Annotated in this window: 15 protein-coding genes; all 15 read left to right on the top strand. The window is 70.1% G+C overall.

Features of this window, described 5'->3' with window-relative positions:
• Positions 1-73 precede the first annotated feature (73 nt).
• The 15 genes from AC1G9L_RS10710 (at position 74) to AC1G9L_RS10640 (ending at position 15,606) form a co-directional block, all read left to right on the top strand.
• Positions 74-1,003 (top strand): hypothetical protein, encoded by a 930-nt coding sequence (locus tag AC1G9L_RS10710; RefSeq protein WP_481068995.1) that lies wholly within the window; start codon positions 74-76, stop codon positions 1,001-1,003.
• Positions 1,004-1,343: 340 nt separating this feature from the next.
• Positions 1,344-4,838, top strand: a complete 3,495-nt coding sequence (locus AC1G9L_RS10705) for a glycosyltransferase (RefSeq protein ID WP_481071097.1) — start codon at positions 1,344-1,346, stop codon at positions 4,836-4,838.
• A 258-nt stretch (positions 4,839-5,096) separates the two neighbouring features.
• Positions 5,097-5,459, top strand: a complete 363-nt coding sequence (gene fliE, locus AC1G9L_RS10700) for a flagellar hook-basal body complex protein FliE (protein ID WP_010341655.1) — start codon at positions 5,097-5,099, stop codon at positions 5,457-5,459.
• Positions 5,460-5,471: 12 nt separating this feature from the next.
• Positions 5,472-7,193, top strand: coding sequence for a flagellar basal-body MS-ring/collar protein FliF (gene fliF, locus AC1G9L_RS10695; RefSeq protein WP_209249412.1), 1,722 nt, complete (start codon positions 5,472-5,474; stop codon positions 7,191-7,193).
• A 10-nt stretch (positions 7,194-7,203) separates the two neighbouring features.
• Positions 7,204-8,193: a flagellar motor switch protein FliG gene (gene fliG, locus AC1G9L_RS10690; protein WP_010341652.1), complete on the top strand. Its 990-nt coding sequence runs from the start codon at positions 7,204-7,206 to the stop codon at positions 8,191-8,193.
• Positions 8,190-8,813 carry a FliH/SctL family protein gene (locus AC1G9L_RS10685; protein WP_481068993.1) on the top strand — a complete coding sequence of 208 codons (624 nt, stop codon included), beginning with the start codon at positions 8,190-8,192 and terminating at the stop codon, positions 8,811-8,813. Before fliG ends, AC1G9L_RS10685 begins: the two co-directional genes overlap by 4 nt.
• Positions 8,810-10,186 (top strand): FliI/YscN family ATPase, encoded by a 1,377-nt coding sequence (locus AC1G9L_RS10680; protein ID WP_209029224.1) that lies wholly within the window; start codon positions 8,810-8,812, stop codon positions 10,184-10,186. Before AC1G9L_RS10685 ends, AC1G9L_RS10680 begins: the two co-directional genes overlap by 4 nt.
• A 3-nt stretch (positions 10,187-10,189) precedes the next feature.
• Positions 10,190-10,651: a flagellar export protein FliJ gene (gene fliJ / locus AC1G9L_RS10675; RefSeq protein WP_010341649.1), complete on the top strand. Its 462-nt coding sequence runs from the start codon at positions 10,190-10,192 to the stop codon at positions 10,649-10,651.
• Positions 10,648-11,964 (top strand): flagellar hook-length control protein FliK, encoded by a 1,317-nt coding sequence (locus AC1G9L_RS10670; protein ID WP_481068990.1) that lies wholly within the window; start codon positions 10,648-10,650, stop codon positions 11,962-11,964. The genes fliJ and AC1G9L_RS10670 overlap by 4 nt, the downstream gene beginning before the upstream one ends.
• Positions 11,965-12,213: 249 nt before the next feature.
• The gene (locus AC1G9L_RS10665) at positions 12,214-12,732 is read left to right on the top strand and encodes a flagellar basal body-associated FliL family protein (RefSeq protein ID WP_019800353.1); all 519 of its coding nucleotides are present in this window, start codon (positions 12,214-12,216) and stop codon (positions 12,730-12,732) included.
• 12 nt (positions 12,733-12,744) lie between these two features.
• Positions 12,745-13,752, top strand: a complete 1,008-nt coding sequence (gene fliM / locus AC1G9L_RS10660) for a flagellar motor switch protein FliM (RefSeq protein WP_010343864.1) — start codon at positions 12,745-12,747, stop codon at positions 13,750-13,752.
• The gene (gene fliN, locus AC1G9L_RS10655; RefSeq protein WP_010343865.1) at positions 13,749-14,087 is read left to right on the top strand and encodes a flagellar motor switch protein FliN; all 339 of its coding nucleotides are present in this window, start codon (positions 13,749-13,751) and stop codon (positions 14,085-14,087) included. The genes fliM and fliN overlap by 4 nt, the downstream gene beginning before the upstream one ends.
• Positions 14,084-14,500, top strand: a complete 417-nt coding sequence (gene fliO / locus AC1G9L_RS10650; protein WP_019800352.1) for a flagellar biosynthetic protein FliO — start codon at positions 14,084-14,086, stop codon at positions 14,498-14,500. Before fliN ends, fliO begins: the two co-directional genes overlap by 4 nt.
• Before the next feature lie 2 nt (positions 14,501-14,502).
• On the top strand, positions 14,503-15,333 hold the full coding sequence (gene fliP, locus AC1G9L_RS10645; protein ID WP_029562219.1) for a flagellar type III secretion system pore protein FliP: 831 nt from the start codon (positions 14,503-14,505) through the stop codon (positions 15,331-15,333).
• Positions 15,334-15,336: 3 nt separating this feature from the next.
• A complete protein-coding gene (locus AC1G9L_RS10640; protein ID WP_010343869.1) occupies positions 15,337-15,606 on the top strand; it encodes a flagellar biosynthetic protein FliQ in 270 nt (89 codons plus the stop codon).
• Positions 15,607-15,769: the final 163 nt, after the last annotated feature.

The raw sequence follows: 15,769 nt of genomic DNA, 5'->3' as shown, positions 1-15,769 counted from the left end.
GCATGGCGCCCCCCGATCGGATTGCGGCCTGGTTGAGGAATGGATTACGCCAATTTCAAGGAGAATCGCCGTAATGACGCCAGACTTCGTTTTTATCGTGGGCATGGAAAAAAGCGGTACCACCGCGCTGGCCAGCTGGCTGGTCGACAACGGTCTGGCGCGCTTCAGCGTGCCGGGAGTCAAGGAACCGCATACCTATCTGCTGCCCGGAACCATGCAGCTTCCCCCAGCAGAACTGCCCTGGCTCGACGCCAGCGCCAGTTATGCAATGAGTCCGGACGCAATCGCGCGTTTGCCGCAACACCGCACGAAAATCGTATTGTGCCTGCGCAACCCGTTACAGCGCGCCTGGAGCGCCTACCGGATGAAGAAAATCGCGGCACTCGGCGGGGCTGCGGCATCGCAACTACACGCGGAATACACGCATCATGCGGGTTGCTTTTCCAGCAAGACCCCGGCAGGCGAGCCCAGCGATACTTCTACATTGAATGTTCTGCGCGACATCTCCTTACTGTTCTTTCCACGCGCCTCAGCGCCGCACGTCGAGCGCCACTTCGTTGCCGAGGCGCAGCGCCTGCGCACAACGACATTCGCCGACCGCGCCGCTTACGAGATGCGCTTCATGCTATCGCGCCGGGCGTTTCCGTTCCTGTCGATGCTGGAAGGCAGTTTCTGCTACAACGGCTTGCGCGCCATCGCCGACCGCTACTGCGCGCAGGACATCATCCTGGTCTCGCTGAATCGTCTGCATACCAGCGAGGGCCGAGCGGGATTCCTGCATCGGCTGCTTGGCCGAACGCCGACCACAGAGCCAGTTCCATTTGCGTTCTCGTCGCAGGATGTCCCGCTGGACGAGCTGCCACCGGACTACACAGCACCGGCGCTGAGCACGTTGCGCGACGCGCTGACCTACGATCTGCAGCAATGCATGCACCTGATCGCCTCATGCGGCATCGCCGACGATCTGCTGGATCTGAACGCGCTGCACCGCCATCTGCAGTGATCGCCGGGCAGCGGCCGACCTTGCGATGCAGTTCGGCCGACATGGCCAGCGCATCGCTGGTTCCCTCGACCGGTGCCGCATCGCCAACGCGAGCGGCATACCGGTTCTGCATGTGGCACAACGGCCACGGTGGCAATCCTGCCGCTCGCCCATCGAGGACGGCGATCCGGCGTCGCCACCCTACCCCGGCCAAGCAGCCTCCCCTGTCGCGCATCTCCAGCCGGCACACTTATTGCATTTCAGCCGTGCGGTCCGATCCTGCATCGGCATCGGGCCGCCCTGTTTCCCTTTCCGAGACGGTCCAACCTTCATGCGTTCCCAGCCCCTGGTCAGCGTGGTCATGCCGGCCTACAAGCTGCGCTACTTCGAGCAGGCACTCGACAGCGTGCTGGCCCAGACCTATCCGGCGCTGGAACTGGTCATCTGTGACGACAACCCCACCGAGGCGATCGCCGAGGTGGTGGATCGCCGCGCCGCCACTGCCCCGTTCCCGATCCGCTACCACCGCAATCCGGAGCGCTACGGCGAACTCGGCAGCACCGCGCGTGCCATCGCCCTGGCCCAGGGCGAGTACGTGAAGTTCCTGCACGACGACGACGTGCTGGCGCCGGATTGCGTGGCCGCGCTGGTCGCGGCGATGCAGTCCGCGCCGGACGTGCTGCTGGCCTCCTCGCGGCGGCAGCGTATCGACAGCCACGGCGCGCCGCTGGAGGACATCCACGCCACCGCCTTCCCGTTCGCCGGCGACGTGCTACTGGACGGGCCGGAGCTGCTGTCGTTCCTGGCCGACCACACCATCAACTTCGTCGGCGAGCCCAGCTGCGTGCTGTGCCGGCGCAGCGATTTGCTGGAGATCGGCGACGAGCTGATGACGCTGGCCGGCAAGGTCATCAACTGGGTCGGCGACCTGGCGCTGTACGCCAAGCTGCTGCACCGCGGCCACCTGGCGCTGCTGGCAAAGCCCTTGACCCGGTTCCGGGTGTCGGAAGAGCAATACAGCCAGGCCGGCCGCGACCAGCCGGGCATCGGCGACCAAGGCCACGCCAACTTCCGCCAGGGCGTGCGCGCCATGGGCTGGTACCGCGGCGATGGCGACGTCCGCCAGGTCACGGTGACGCCGCTGGGCGGCGGCCCCGGCACGCCGGTGGACCTGCTGCAGGCGATCCAGGACGCCTACGCGCGGGTCTGCGTGCAGGCCGCGCTGCGCGACTGGCAGGCGCGGCGGACGCTGACGCCGGCGCAACGCGACCTCCTCGACGCGCGCCTGGACGCCCTCGGCGGCGCGCCGCGGCTGGCCGTGCTAGTCGACGCACGCGGCGCCGACCGTGCCGCGCTGGACGCCACGCTGGACAGCCTGCTGCTGGAGGGCGCGCCGTTCGCGCAGGTGCAGGCGTTGGTGCTGGGCGACGCCTTCCTCCGCGTGTGGCCCGACCCGCGGGTGCGGATCCTGCCCCCGCTGCCGGCCGAGGCCGATGCCGCGGCGCTGTCCGCCGCGCTGGACGCCTCGCCGGCCAGCGACTGGTGCGTGCGCGTGGTCGCAGGCAGCCGTTTCTACGCCGGCGGCCTGCTGCGGCTGCTGCTGGAACTGGCGCGGCAACCGCAGTGCAACGCACTGTATGCGGACGAATGGCTGGCCGTGGACGCGGACACCCTGGCGCCGCTGCTGCGGCCCGACCCGGACCTGGACCTTCTGCTGGGCAACCCGCTGGTCACCGCCGGGCACTGGGTGTTCCGCCGCGCCGCGGTGCAGGCGCTGAGCGGCTTCGATCCGGCTTACGACGGCGCCAGCGAGCTGGACCTGATCCTGCGTTTGTTCCTGCGCGACGGCGGCGACGGCATCGCGCACCTGCCCGAGCCGCTGCTGGTCGCCACGTCGGCCAGCGCCGAGGCCGGCGGCCAGGCGCGCCAGCGCGCGATCGCCGCGCACCTGCAGGCCCGCGGCTATCCGCAAGCCACGGTCGAACCGTTGCCGGGCGGCCTGTTCCGCATCGACTACGGCCATGCCGCGCAGCCACCGGTCTCGATCGTGCTGTTGGCGCAGGACAACCTGCCGGCGCTGCAGCGCGCGGTGGTCAGCCTGCTCGAACAGACCGCCTACCCGGCCTACGAACTGCTGCTGGTGGACAACGCCAGCCAGGCGCCGGAGGTCACCGCGTGGATGCAGGCGGTCGCCGAACTGGGCAACGGCCGCATCCGCGTGTTCGCGCTGGAACAGCGGGTCTCCCAGGCCGAGGCGCACAACCTCGCCGCCACCCAGGCGCAAGGCGAGTACCTGCTGTTCCTGGACGCCGACAGCGCCGCGGTGCAGGACGGCTGGCTGCACGCGCTGATGAACCAGGCGCAGCGGCCCGAAGTGGGCATCGTCGGCGCCAAGGGGGTGTCCGCCGATGGCCGCATCACCCATGCCGGCCTGCTGCCGGGCCTGCTGGCCGGCGCCGGCCACGCCTTCACCGGCGAGGCGATGGCCCAGCCGGGCTACATGGGCCGCTTGCAGGTGGCACACCGCTACAGCGCGGTGTCGGCGCACTGCCTGCTGGTGCGGCGGGCGTTGTTCGAGCATTTGTCCGGCTTCGACGCGGCCGGCTTCGCCGCCGGCGGTGCCGACGTGGATCTGTGCCTGCGCGCTGCCGCGGCCGGCGCCTGGACCGTGTGGACGCCACAGGCGCTGCTGCTGCAGCCGGCCCCGGCCACCCGCAGCGAGGCGGCCGACGAGGCCCTGCTGCAACGCTGGCTGCCGGCGCTGGCGCAGGATCCGGCGTATTCGCCCAGCCTGGGCCTGGACCAGCCCGGCGGTTTCCAGCTGACCGAGTCCGAATTCTCTTGGCAGCCGCTGCCGTGGAAGCCGCTGCCGCGGGTGCTCGCCCACCCGGGCGACACCTTCGGCAGCGGCCAGTACCGGGTGATCCAGCCGTTCCAGGCGCTGGCCGAGGCGGGTCAGATCGACGGCCTGTACTACGCGCGCCTGCTCGATCCGGTGGAGCTGCAGCGCATCGGCGCCGACGCGGTGGTGCTGCAGCGCCGGGTCGGCGATGCGGAACTGGCGCGGATGGAGCGCATGCGCCGGTTCGGCAATGCCTTCATGGTCTACGAACTGGACGACTACCTGCCCAATCTGCCGCTGAAGAGCGCGCATCGCGAGCAGATGCCCAAGGATGTGCTGCGTTCGCTGCGGCGTGCCGCCACGCTGGTGGACCGGGTCACCGTCTCCACACCGGACCTGGCCGAAGCGCTGGCCGGCCTGCACGGCGACATCCGCGTGGTGCGCAACCGGCTGGAGCCGCAGCTGTGGGGCGCGTTGCCGGCGCCGGCGGCGTCCGCCGCGGCCAAGCCGCGGGTCGGCTGGGCCGGCGGGCTCAGCCACACCGGCGACCTGGAACTGATCGCCGACGTGGTGCAGGCGCTGGCCGGCGAGGTGCACTGGGTGTTCATGGGGCTGTGCCCGGAGCGGCTGCGCCGGCACGTGCACGAGGTGCATGACGGCGTGGACTTCGCCCGCTATCCGCAGGCGCTGGCCGCGTTGGGCCTGGACCTGGCGCTGGCGCCGCTGGAAGACAACCTGTTCAACCGCTGCAAGAGCAACTTGCGCCTGCTCGAGTACGGCGCCTGCGGCTATCCGGTGGTGGCCAGCGATCTGGCGCCCTACCGCGACGGCGGGCTGCCGGTGACCCTGGTCAAAAACCGCTTCCGCGACTGGGTCAATGCGATCCGTGCGCACCTGGCCGATGCCGACGCGCGGGCGGCGGCCGGCGCTGACTTGCGCGCGGCGGTGCAGCGCGACTGGATGTTGCAGGGCGCCAACCTGCAGGAGTGGCGGGCGGCCTGGCTGCCGGACTGAGGCCGCCCTTCCCGCCCGAGCCGAGGTCGCTGCGCTGGCGCCAGCGCGCGACCGTGACGACGCGCACAGCGTCAACCCGCCGACACGTCGCCCACGCCTGTCCCGCGTCATCGCCGCGGCCGGCGCCGGGAACCCGTCACCGGCCATCCGATGCCCCCACCCGCGCCCGCCTGGGTGCCGGGCGGCGCGTGCCGGCCGTTTCGGCACACCGCTTGCATTGCATACGGGCAAGCCGTTTCCCGGCAGGGACTTCACCGTATGAGCGACTCCATCAGCTCCATCCTTTCGCAGATCCGCAGCTACCAGGGCCAAGTCGGCCAGGCGGCGCAGACGCGGGTGGGCGATGTCGGCCGCAGCAATGCGATCGAAGGCCTGGGCGGCAGCCAGGGCGTGCAGGGCCCGAGCTTCACCGAGACCCTGCGCAACGCCATCGGCGGCGTGAACGAGGCCCAGCAGAAGTCCGGCGACCTCGCCAAGGCCTTCGAACTGGGCGACCCCAGCGCCGATCTGGCCAAGGTGATGCTGGCCGCACAACAGTCCCAGGTGGCGTTTCGCGCTACCGTGGAAGTCCGCAACCGACTCGTCCAGGCGTACCAGGACGTGATGAACATGCCGCTGTAAGGGTAGAAGACGATGGCGCTTGCGATCAGCAAAGAGACGTTCAGCAGCGAAAAGGCCGGCGCGTGGTTCGACCGCCTGCAGAGCCTGCAGCTCACCCGCCGCATCGGCCTGATGGCCATGATCGCGGTGGCGGTGGCGGCCGGCCTGTTCGTGTTCTTCTGGTCGCAGAAGCCGGCCTATACCCCGCTGTACACCGGCCTGGACGAGAAAGGCACGGCCGAGGCGACCGACCTGCTGCGCACCGCGCAGATCCCGTTCAAACTCGACCAGGCCACCGGCGCGATCACCGTGCCGGAGGACAAGCTGTACGACGCGCGGCTGAAGCTGGCCGGCTCCGGCCTGACCGACAACGGCAACATGGGCTTCGAGGTGATGGAGAAGGATCCCGGCTTCGGGGTCAGCCAGTTCGTGGAGAACGCGCGCTACCAGCACGCCCTGGAAACCGAACTGGCGCGCACCATCGCCAGCCTGCGCCCGGTGCGCGAGGCGCGGGTGCACCTGGCCATTCCCAAGCCGAGCGCGTTCACCCGCCAGCGCGAGGCCGCCAGCGCCTCGGTGGTGCTGGAACTGCGCGGCGGCACCACCCTGGAACGCAACCAGGTCGATGCCATCGTCAACATGGTCGCCTCCAGCATCCCGGACCTGGCGCCGGACCGCGTCACCGTGGTCGACCAGAGCGGGCGCATGCTGACCATCGCCGACCCCAACAGCGACGCCGCGCTCAATGCCGCCCAGTTCGATCAGGTGCGGCGCCAGGAAAGCGCCTACAACCAGCGCATCCGCGAACTGCTGGAGCCGATGACCGGCCCGGGCCGGGTCAACCCGGAAGTGAACGTGGACATGGACTTCTCGGTGGTCGAGGAAGCGCGCGAGCTGTACAACGGCGACCCGCCGAAGCTGCGCAGCGAGCAGGTCAGCGACAGCAGCACCAGCACCAGCGGTCCGCAGGGCGCGCCCGGCGCGACCAGCAACTCGCCGGGCAGCGCGCCTGGCCAGCCGGGCGCCACCGGTGCCCCGCCCGCCGCCGGCACCGCCGGCACCCAGCAGGCCGCCGCCGCGACCCCGACCGAAAGCTCCAAGAGCGCCACCCGCAACTACGAGCTGGACCGCACCCTGCAGCACACCCGGCAGCCGGCCGGGCGCATCAAGCGCGTGTCGGTGGCGGTGCTGGTGGACCACGTGATGCGGCCGGGTGCCAAGGGCAAGATGACCGAACAGGCGCTCAGCGCCGCCGAGCTGACCCGCATCGAAGGCCTGGTCAAGCAGGCGGTGGGCTTCAATGCCGAACGCGGCGACACCGTCTCGGTGATGAACGCCCCGTTCGTCCGCCAGGCCCCGGAAGCGACCGACAAGCCCGGTTGGTGGGAAGATCCGCGGGTGATGAACGTCGCGCGCCTGGTGCTGGGTGCGGCGGTGGTGCTGGCGCTGCTGTTCGGCGTGCTGCGCCCGGCGCTGCGCCAGATCGCCGGTCCCGCACCGGCTGCGGCCGTGGGCCACGACCGCGAGGGCGGCGAGCCGCGCGACGCCAAGCTGTCGATGCTCGACGACGACAACCCGCTGCTGCCGTCGCTGGGCGAGGACACCGCCAGCCTCAGCGGCGGCGCTGGCGGCAACCCCGCCATCGCCCTGCCCGACGCCTATGAAGAACGGTTGCGTCAGGCCCGCGAAGCGGTCAAACAGGATTCCAAGCGCGTGGCGCAGGTCGTGAAGGGATGGGTCGCCAGTGAAGCCTGATGCGAATGCAATGAATGGCACCCAGCGCGCCGCCGTGCTGCTGCTGTCGCTCGGCGAGGCCGACGCGGCCGAGGTGCTCAAGCACATGGACCCCAAGGAGGTGCAGAAGATCGGCATCGCCATGGCGACGCTGAGCGGCATCTCGCGCGACCAGGTCGAGAAGGTCATGGAGGAGTTCAACGCCGAGCTGGGCAGCAAGACCTCGCTGGGCGTGGGCGCCGACGACTACATCCGCAACGTGCTGGTGCAGGCGCTGGGCGCCGACAAGGCCGGCAGCCTGATCGACCGCATCCTGCTGGGCCGCAACACCACCGGCCTGGACACCCTGAAGTGGATGGACCCGCGCTCCATCGCCGACCTGGTGCGCAACGAGCATCCGCAGATCATCGCCATCGTGATGGCGCACCTGGACAGCGACCAGGCCGCCGAGGCGCTGAAGCTGCTGCCCGAGCGCACCCGCGCCGACGTGCTGATGCGTATCGCCACCCTCGACGGCATCCCGCCGCACGCGCTCAACGAGCTCAACGAGATCATGGAGCGGCAGTTCTCCGGCAACCAGAACCTGAAGTCGTCCAACGTGGGCGGGGTCAAGGTCGCCGCGAACATCCTCAACTTCCTGGACAGCGGCTCGGACCAGGGCGTGCTGTCGGCGATCAGCAAGATCGACGCCGACCTGGGCAGCCGCATCCAGGACCTGATGTTCGTGTTCGACAACCTGGTGGAGCTGGACGACCGCGGGCTGCAGACCATGCTGCGCGAAGTCAGCGGCGACCGCCTCGGCCTGGCCCTGCGCGGCGCCGACATCAAGGTGCGCGACAAGATCACCAAGAACATGTCCCAGCGCGCCGCCGAGATCCTGCTGGAAGACATGGAAGCGCGCGGCCCGGTGCGCCTGTCCGACGTGGAGGCCGCGCAGAAGGAGATCCTGGCGATCGTGCGGCGCCTGGCCGATGAGGGCGCGATCAGCCTCGGCGGCAGCGGTGCGGAGGCCATGGTATGAACGGCAACGTGGTGCGCTGGCTGGCGCCGGAACTCGATGCCCCGCCCCCGCTGGCGGCGCAGCCGTACGAGGATGTGCTGCCGGACGAGCCGGTGCTGCGCCCGCCGAGCCTGGAGGAGATCCAGGCGATCGAGGCCGCGGCCCAGCACGAAGGCTTCGAACGAGGCCACGCCGAGGGCCTGGCCCAGGGCCAGGCCGAGATCCGCCGCCTGACCGCGCAGATCGAAGGCATCCTGGACAACTTCTCGCGGCCGCTGGCGCGGCTGGAGAACGAAGTAGTCGGCGCGCTCGGCGAACTGGCCGTGCGCATCGCCGGCAGCCTGGTCGGCCGCGCCTACCAGGCCGACCCGGTGATGCTGTCGGAGCTGGTCGCCGAGGCGCTGGACGCGGTCGGCGGCGCGCGCCGCGACGTCGAGGTGCGCCTGCATCCGGACGACATCGCCGCGCTGACCCCGCTGCTGACGCTGATGGACCAGGGCATCCGGCTGGTGCCGGACCTGAGCCTGAGCCGCGGCGACCTGCGCGTGCACGCCGAATCGGTGCGCATCGACGGCACCCTCGAGGCGCGCCTGCGCGCGGCGCTGGAGACGGTGATGCGCAAGTCCGGAGCGGGCCTGTGAGCGCGCTGTCCGGCACCCACCCCGGCGACTGGCTGGATGCGCGCAACCTGCGCCTGGCCGGCCGCCTGGGCAAGCTCGATCTGGACGCGGCCGCCGGCCGCGGCCTGATCCGCGAGGGTATCCTGCGCCGTGCGGTCGGCCTGACCCTGGAAGCGGTCGGCTGCGAGGCGCCGATGGGCGCCACCTGCAAGGTCGAGGTTGACGGCGGCTGGGTCGATGCCGAAGTGGTCGGCTTCTCCGGCGATCGCACCTCGCTGATGCCCAGCGCCGAAACCCACGGACTGCTGCCCAACGCGCGGGTGGTGCCGCTGCACCGCCGCGGCGGCGTGGAAGTGGGCGAAGGCCTGCTCGGCCGGGTCATCGATTCGGACGGCGTGCCGCTGGACGGCAAGGGCCCGATCCGCGCCGAAGGCTCGGTGGGCATGGCCGGCGTGTCGATCAACCCGCTGGCGCGCGAACCGATCACCACCCCGCTGGACGTGGGCGTGCGCGCGATCAACGCGCTGCTGCCGATCGGCCGCGGCCAGCGCGTGGGCCTGTTCGCCGGCTCCGGCGTCGGCAAGTCCACCCTGCTGGGCATGATGACCCGCTACACCGCCGCCGACGTGATCGTGGTCGGGCTGATCGGCGAACGTGGTCGCGAAGTGCGCGATTTCGTCGAGACCACCCTGGGCGAGGAAGGCCTGCGCCGCGCCGTGGTGGTCGCCGCCCCGGCCGACCGCCCGCCGCTGGCGCGCCTGCACGGCGCCTACCGCGCCACCGCCATCGCCGAATGGTTCCGCGACCAGGGCCTGAACGTGCTGCTGCTGATGGACTCGCTGACCCGCTTCGCCCAGGCCCAGCGCGAGATCGGCCTGTCGGTGGGCGAGCCGCCGACCACCCGCGGCTACCCGCCGTCGGTGTTCGCCAAGCTGCCGGCGCTGGTCGAGCGCGCCGGCAACGGCGCCAAGGGCCGCGGCTCGATCACCGCCTTCTACACCGTGCTCACCGAAGGCGACGATCCGCAGGACCCGATCGCCGACGCCGCGCGCGCCATCCTCGACGGCCACATCCTGCTGTCGCGGCGCGTCGCCGACAGCGGCCTGTACCCGGCCATCGACGTCGAGTCCTCGGTCAGCCGCGTGGTCCAGGACATCGCCGACGAGCCGTGGCGCCTGCGCATCCGCTCGCTGAAGCGGCTGGTATCGGCGTACTCGGCCAACCGCGACCTGATCACCATCGGCGCCTACCAGCGCGGCAACGATCCGGCCGTGGACGAAGCGCTGGAGCGCTGGCCGGAGATCATGGAATTCCTCGGACAGGACGTCGCCAAAGCCGCAGATCTGCCCCACAGCCAGGCCGCCCTCAAGCGCCTGGTCGACCGCGAGAACTAAGCCATGATGCAATCGCAACGTCTCGATCCCCTGCTCCGCCGCGCCCAGCAGCACGAAGACGAGGTCGCCCGCGATCTCGCCGAGCGCCAGCGCGCCCTGGCCACCCACGAGTCGCGGCTGGAAGAACTGCGCCGCTACGCCGAGGAGTACGCCAACAGCCAGATGGCCGCGACCAGCCTGGCGCAACTGGCCAACCGCCGCGCCTTCCTGGACCGGCTGGAGAGCGCGGTGCAGCAGCAATGCCAGACCGTGGACCGCAACCGCGAGAAGGTGGAGATGGAACGCAGCCGGCTGCTGCTGGCCAGCCGCGACAAGCAGGTGCTGGAACAGCTCGCGGCCAGTTACCGCGCGCAGGAACGCAAGGTCGACGACCGCCGCAGCCAGCGCGAGATGGACGACCTCGGCGCGCGCCGCGCGCGCCTGGCGGCCACCGCCGACGAACACGATGACGGAGACGGACGATGAACAACGCGCTTTCCGCGCTGGGCGGCAGCGGCCGCGCCAGCCAGATCGGCGGCGGCAGCGGCACCCAGGGTGCGGACCGCAGCGGCGGTCGCGACAAGGACTTCGCCAAGCTGCTCGGTGGCGGCGGTTCGGCGCGCACCACCGCGCCCAAGCCCGCCGCCCGCGAGACGGCCAAGGCGGCGCAGGGTGCCGACAAGGACCAGGCCGACAAGCGCCCGGCCGCCGCGGACGACACCGCCAGCGATCCGGCGCGCAGCGCGCAGGCCGGCGACAAGGTCGCCCAGGACAATGAAAAGAGCAGCACCGAGACCAAGGCCACGGGCAAGGACAAGGCCAAGACCGAGGACAAGCGCGACGACGCCAAGCCGGACGACAGCGCCTGGCCGCCGGCCGGGCTGGCCGGCATCGGCCTGGGTCTGCTGCCGGCGATCGGCGCGGCGGTCCTGCCGGCCGCCACCGCGACCCCGCTGGGTGCGGCGGCCGGGCTGGCGGTCGGCGTCGCCGGCGCCGTGGCCAACGGTGTGGGCGCCCTGCTCGGCGGCGACGCCGCCACGCAGACCGCGGCCGGCGCCACCGATCCCAATGCCGCCACCGCCGGCAGCGCTGCCGCGACGGCCGGCACCGCGCCCGCGTCCGCCGCCGGTGGCTTTGGCGCGATGCTGCTGGCGCAGGCCGGGTCGGCCGACAAGGCCGGTGGCGCCGACACTGCGGCCCCGCTGGCGGCGCTGGCCGCCATCGCCGCCGCAGCCGGCGGCAAGACGGGCGAGAGCGGCGACGCCGCGCCCGCCGCCGACCCCAGCGCCATCGTGCCGACCGCGGCGACGGCGCCGCTGCACGCCACCACCCGGCTGACCGATCCGCAGCCGTTCACCGGCTCGCCGACCCCGACCCCGAACCTGCACGGCAACCAGTTCGACGAGGAACTGGGCGCGCGCATCAGCTGGCTCGCCGACCAGAAGATCGGCCATGCCCACATCAAGCTGAATCCGGCCGAGCTGGGCCCGGTCGAAGTGCGCCTGCACATGACCGGCGACCAGGTCAACGCCAGCTTCAGCAGCGCCCAGGCCGACGTGCGACAGGCCCTGGAGAACAGCCTGCCGCGCCTGCGCGACATGCTCGGCCAGCACGGCTTCCAGCTCGGCCAGGCCGATGTCGGCCAGCAGCAGCCGCAGCAACAGCAGGCCAATCCGCAGGGCACGTCGCAGGGCGGCAGCAGCCTCGGTGGCAGCGAGCTGGGCGACGACCTGTCCGGCAGCGTCGGGATTCCGTCGGTGGTCCTGCGCCAGCGCGGCCTGCTCGACGCCTACGCCTGATCCTGGCGGCGTAGCCGCCGCCCCGGCTGGGGCGATGTGGGTGGTGCAGGGGGCGACGGCCCCGGCGTATCTCGGGGGAGTGCGTCGGGGCCGTAACGCTTCCCCTGCCGGAACCCGTTGCCCCGCAAGGGTCTCGCCCGCGCCTGCATGGGCGCGCGGCGCCACCGTCAAACACCCGGCGCGCCAGGCGCGCGGTTTCGGCACGGCGATTGCATCCTCAGGGGCAGACCCCCTTCAGGAGCCCGCTCTGTGTCAGCCGCCGACAAATCCAAGAAAGACGCCAAGGACGCCCCGGAAGGCGGCAAGTCGAAGAAGAAGCTGCTGATCATCGTCGTTGCGGCGGTGCTGGTGCTGGGCGGCGGCGGTGCCGGTGCGTTCTTCTTCCTGAAGAAGCCCGAGGGCGGCCACGCCAAGGCCGAGGCGAAGACCGCCGAGATTCCCAAGCCGGCGCAGTACTTCCCGATGGAACCGGCGTTCGTGGTCAACCTCAACGGCGGCGCGGAAGACGGCCCGCACTATCTGCAGCTCGAAGTGCAACTGATGACCCGCGACCCGGAAGAGCTGAAGCTGATCACCGAGAACGCCCCGGCGATCCGCGCCAACCTGTTGATGCTGTTCTCGCAGGTGCAGGCCACCGACATCGCCAACATCGACGGCCGCAAGAAGCTGCAGGCCGAGGCGCTGGCCACCGCGCAGAAGCTGATGACCGCCGAGACCGGCAAGAAGTGCGTGGAAGAACTGCTGTTCACCAGCTTCGTCACCCAGTAAGGCGCCGCCGCGATGACCGACCTGCTCTCCCAAGACGAGATCGATGCCCTACTGCATGGCGTCGACGCCGGCGTGGTGGATACCGAGCCGGCGCCGGCCGAGCCTGGCGAAGCGCGCAGCTACGACTTCTCCAGCCAGGACCGGATCATCCGTGGGCGCATGCCGACCCTGGAGATGGTCAACGAGCGCTTCGCCCGCCTGTGGCGGATCGGCCTGTTCAACCTGATCCGGCGCTCGGCCGACCTGTCGGTGCGCGGCATCGACCTGATCAAGTTCAACGACTACATGCACTCGCTGTACGTGCCGAGCAACCTGAACCTGATCAAGTTCAAGCCGCTGCGCGGCACCGGCCTGATCGTGTTCGAGCCGACCCTGGTGTTCACCGTGGTCGACAACTTCTTCGGCGGCGACGGCCGCTACCCCACCCGCATCGAGGGCCGCGAGTTCACCCCCACCGAGATGCGGGTGATCCAGCTGATGCTCAAGCAGACCTTCGCCGACCTGGCCGAAGCCTGGGCGCCGGTGATGGAGGTGGAGTTCGAGTACCTCAATTCCGAGGTCAACCCGCACTTCGCCAACATCGTCACCCCGCGCGAGTACGTGGTGGTCAGCCGCTTCCACGTGGAGCTGGAAGGCGGCGGCGGCGAGATCCACGTGACCCTGCCGTACTCGATGCTGGAACCGATCCGCGAACTGCTCGACGCCGGCATCCAGAGCGACCGCGTGGACCGCGACGAGAGCTGGAACATCATGCTGCGCGAGCAGTTGTTCGGCTCGGAGGTGACCATCTCCAGCGTGCTGGCGCAGAAACAGATGAGCCTGCGCGAGCTGACCCGGCTGAAGATCGGCGACGTGCTGCCGATCGACCTGCCCAAGCAGGTGCCGCTGTGCGTGGAGAATATCCCGGTGTTCACCGGTGAGTTCGGCATCTCGCACGGCCAGAACGCGGTGAAGATCACCGCCACCCATCCCCCCGGCGCGCTGCGCCGCCGCCCCGCTCTCCAGGAAGACCTGCCATGACCCAGACCGATCCCACCCAGCCGGCGCCGGCCCAGTTCGACAGCCTGCAGCCGGATGCCATGGCCGAGTCCAACGACCTGAACCTGGACGTGATCCTGGACGTGCCGGTGACCCTGTCGCTGGAAGTGGGCCGCAGCCGCATCCCGATCCGCAACCTGCTGCAGCTCAACCAGGGCTCGGTGGTGGAGCTGGAGCGCGGCGCCGGCGAACCGCTGGACGTGTACGTCAACGGCACCCTGATCGCGCACGGCGAGGTGGTGACCATCAACGACCGCTTCGGCGTGCGCCTGACCGACGTGGTCAGCCCCAGCGAGCGCATCCGGAGACTGCGGTGAGCCTGCTGCTCGCCGTCGCCGCGCAGACCGCCAAGCACGGCGCGGGCGTCGGCAGCGCGGCGCCGTCGGCGCCCAGCCTGGTCGGTGCGGTGTTCGCGCTGCTGCTGGTGCTGGGCCTGATCCTGGCCATGGCCTGGGTGCTCAAGCGCCTGCCCGGCAGCGGCTTCCGTCCGGCGCAGGGCCTGCGCGTGGTCGCCAGCCTGGCGGTCGGCGCCAAGGAACGGGTGGTGGTGGTCGAGGTCAACGGCGAACAGCTGCTGCTCGGCGTGTCGCCCGGCGGGGTACGCACCTTGCATCACCTGCCCGAGCCGCTGCCGCAGGCGCCCGCGCCGACCCTGCCCTCGATCAAGCAGTTCAAGCAGCTTCCCGATTTCGCCCAGCTTCTGGCGCAGAAGCTGCGCAAGGACAAATGACCATGCCGTTTTTCTGGAACCGCAACGCCCGCCGCCTGCGCCTGCTGTTGATCCTGTTGACGCTGAGCCTGCTGCCCGCGTTCGCCTGGGCGCAGGCCAAGCCGGCGCCGGCCACCACGCCGACCGCGCAGGCCCCGCAGAACGCCGCGCCCACCCTGCCCTCGCTGCCGGAGGTCAACGTCGGCAAGATCGGCGCGCAGCCGGTGAGCCTGCCGCTGCAGACCCTGCTGCTGATGACGGCCATCACCCTGCTGCCGTCGCTGCTGCTGGTGCTGACCGCCTTCACCCGCATCACCATCGTGCTCGGCCTGCTGCGGCAGGCGCTGGGTACCGGGCAGACACCCTCCAACCAGGTGCTGATGGGCCTGGCGCTGTTCCTGACCGCGCTGGTGATGATGCCGGTGTGGGAAAAGGCCTGGGGCCAGGGCATGAGCCCGTATCTCAACGGCCAGATCGATTTCCAGACCGCGTGGACGCTGACCACGCAGCCGCTGCGCGCGTTCATGCTGGCGCAGGTGCGCGAGACCGATCTGATGACCTTCGCCGGCATGGCCGGTAACGGCACCTACAGCGGCCCGGACGCGGTGCCGTTCCAGGTGCTGGTGGCCTCGTTCGTGACCAGCGAGCTGAAGACGGCGTTCGAGATCGGTTTCCTGATCTTCATTCCGTTCGTGATCATCGATCTGGTGGTGGCCAGCGTGCTGATGTCGATGGGCATGATGATGATGTCGCCGATGCTGATCTCGGCGCCGTTCAAGATCCTGCTGTTCGTGCTGGTCGACGGGTGGGTGCTGACGGTCGGCACGCTGGCCGCCAGTTTCAACGGGGTCTGAGCCATGAGTCCGGAGCTGGCGTTGACCGAGTTGCGTGGCGGGTTGATCACGGTGTTGTGGGTGGCGGGGCCGTTGTTGCTGGCGATGTTGGCGGTGGGTGTGGTGATCGGTGTGTTCCAGGCGGCGACGCAGCTCAATGAGCCGACCATTGCGTTCATCGCGAAGGTGGTGGCGTTGACGGCGATGTTGTTCGCGACGGGGAGCATGTTGCTGGCGCATCTGGTGGAGTACACGACGATGCTGTTTCAGCGTATTCCGCATTTGATTGGGTAGCTGGGATGGCTGCTCTGCTTGCTGCTTTGCTTTTTGCTATTAAAGAGCAAGAGCTTTCGCCTGGCGGCGAGTCACTTTTCTTTGCTTGTGCAAAGAAAAGTAACCAAAAGAAAGCACACCCCGCCGCAGCGCCCGCTACGCGGGTCCGCTCCGCTGACGGGAT

Source organism: Xanthomonas sp. NCPPB 1132 (assembly GCF_056629235.1).
Note: the sequence above shows the minus strand (reverse complement) of the source record. Positions and strands in the feature narration are given on the sequence as shown.